The 2,084-nt window shown below is 43.8% G+C and carries 2 protein-coding genes; both read left to right on the plus strand.

Annotated features, from left to right (window positions below; translation table 11 throughout):
- Positions 1-391: 391 nt before the first annotated feature.
- Positions 392-1,495 carry a molybdopterin-dependent oxidoreductase gene (locus tag LD39_RS20635; protein WP_197061471.1) on the plus strand — a complete coding sequence of 368 codons (1,104 nt, stop codon included), beginning with the start codon at positions 392-394 and terminating at the stop codon, positions 1,493-1,495.
- Positions 1,482-2,084 (plus strand): hypothetical protein (locus LD39_RS20640; RefSeq protein ID WP_035553172.1); only part of this gene is annotated, 603 nt, incomplete at its 3' end. The genes LD39_RS20635 and LD39_RS20640, both read left to right, overlap by 14 nt.

Consider the following 2,084-nt stretch of genomic DNA (forward strand, 5'->3'; position numbering starts at 1 on the left):
GGCAGGCGAAAATAGCTGATGGTTCCGATTAATAACGTAATCATGACGAATAACGACATTGCTGCTTTATTGCGAAAAGCCCAGTTAGTTAACGATTGCACGTTTTTTCCCTCCAGTTCGTTGAGTGAGTTGGTTTACTTGCTGCTTCTTTTTAAAGGTACTCGATCCTTTGCTCGACTGCAGCGTACTACAGGCTAGTTTTTTCCTAAGACTTGAGGCGTATAGGAGGTCAGCCTCTCCCTTCATCCTCCTTTTTTATATCATTGGACCCAAAAATAATTGTACGAACAGATGTGCCGATGTATTCCTGAATCTTATCAAGCGGCAGGATGAAAGCAGAAAGGTGCATCGTGATACAATGAATCCAATCGTAGGAAGGGAGGATAAAGTGTTGAGAAAGACCCAGGTACGTGTTCATTTCATTCATGCATTTATCTTTACATTATTATTAATGACAGGTCTTTGTTTATTGATCACCCCAGCGCGGACGTGGTTCAATCAAATTCATTTTCCTCTTGTCACGGTTCATTTTGTAATCGCTTGCATGTATATCTTGATCGTTATCATAGCTTTGAGACCTCTCTTTCGGCATTTATTCAAACGGCCCTTTGTAAAAAAATACAATGGATATTGGACGATGATGTTTGCGGTGTTATGGATTGTTTCTGGACTGATGATGTACTTTCAGACCTATTTACCAGTGGCTGTCCGTAATTACTCGGTCATCATCCACGACTGGGCTACATTTTTATTCTTACCGTGGGTCATCGTCCACAGTGCAGGACACTTCTTTGACTTGCATATTCCGTGGCCGAAGTGGTGGAGGGCAAAAGCTCCAGTTCCTGAGGCAATAAGGGAAAACAAGCTTCAACGGCGGGATTTTATCAAATTCTTTGGGTTAGGATTCTTGTTTTTATTGATTGGAGGTTCAATCAAATGGCTGATTCCGACATTATCGCTCTCAACAGATGCCAATAAACGAAGAGGTTACTTCAGAATTTATAATGTTACGAATGATTATCCTCACTATGAAACGACAGACTGGAGCTTAACGATCGATGGGCATGTCAACCAATCGGAAACGGTCACACTTGCTGATGTCCCACGTTTTCCTTCTACAATGATTGTTGACGATTTTCACTGCGTCACAGGGTGGAGTGTCCATGGGGTGGAAATGAAGGGAATTCTCGTAAAAGATCTCCTGAAAGAGCTGGACATGACCACTTCTTCACCGTACGTGACGGCCTATTCAGGTGATAAAACCTATTATGACACTTTTACAACAAAGCAATTGCTCGAGGAAGAAGCGATGCTTGTGTTCGAAATGGACGGACAGCCATTGAAAAAAGCACAGGGCTATCCTTGCCGGTTGTATCACCCTTCCATGTATGGCTATAAATCTGTGAAATGGCTCAATCGATTGGAGTTTACGGACGAACGTGAGAGAGGTTACTGGCAGAAGAGCGGGGGCTATGATTTGAATGGCTACTTATAGACCCGTGAAAAAATGGTTCGTACCTCTTTTAGCTGTTTTGCTCGGATTATGGCTCGGTTTTTCTGTCTTTCCCAGTCAGCAAGAGTATCAGTACAACACGTGGGGGGAAGAGCTTGATCAGCTGAAAACTAAAAGTTATCAGGTTGAAACGGAATACAAGATTGACGGCGAACTTGCCTCGCACAGTGAAGGGTACTGGTCAAAGGAACGATCCCATTTTCAAGTTCGAACACCTGTCTCCGACGATACAATGTTTCATTTCGATATCTATTTTGAAGGCGATTATTTTTATGTGAAAGCAGGAGATGATTGGCAGCAAGGCGAGGCTCCACACCGTGTACTGGAAGAGATCGCTCCGCTCGACGACTTTTTCACATGGAGCAAGTCTTTGCTCGAGGAAGCGGATGAAGTAAGGAAAACCGATAACGGAGCTAGCACCACCTACACAGCATCGTTCGACTCATTCGATCAGTTTGATTTTCGGGGGACGACGTTAGAAAAGCAGGCGGACACAACTCTTGTGATGAATCTCGAGGATGATCAGCTGCAGTCGATTATTTTTGAGGTGCAGCCTGAACGACCTGACGAC

The sequence above is a fragment of the Halobacillus sp. BBL2006 genome (assembly GCF_000786645.1).
Lineage (GTDB): Bacteria > Bacillota > Bacilli > Bacillales > Halobacillaceae > Halobacillus.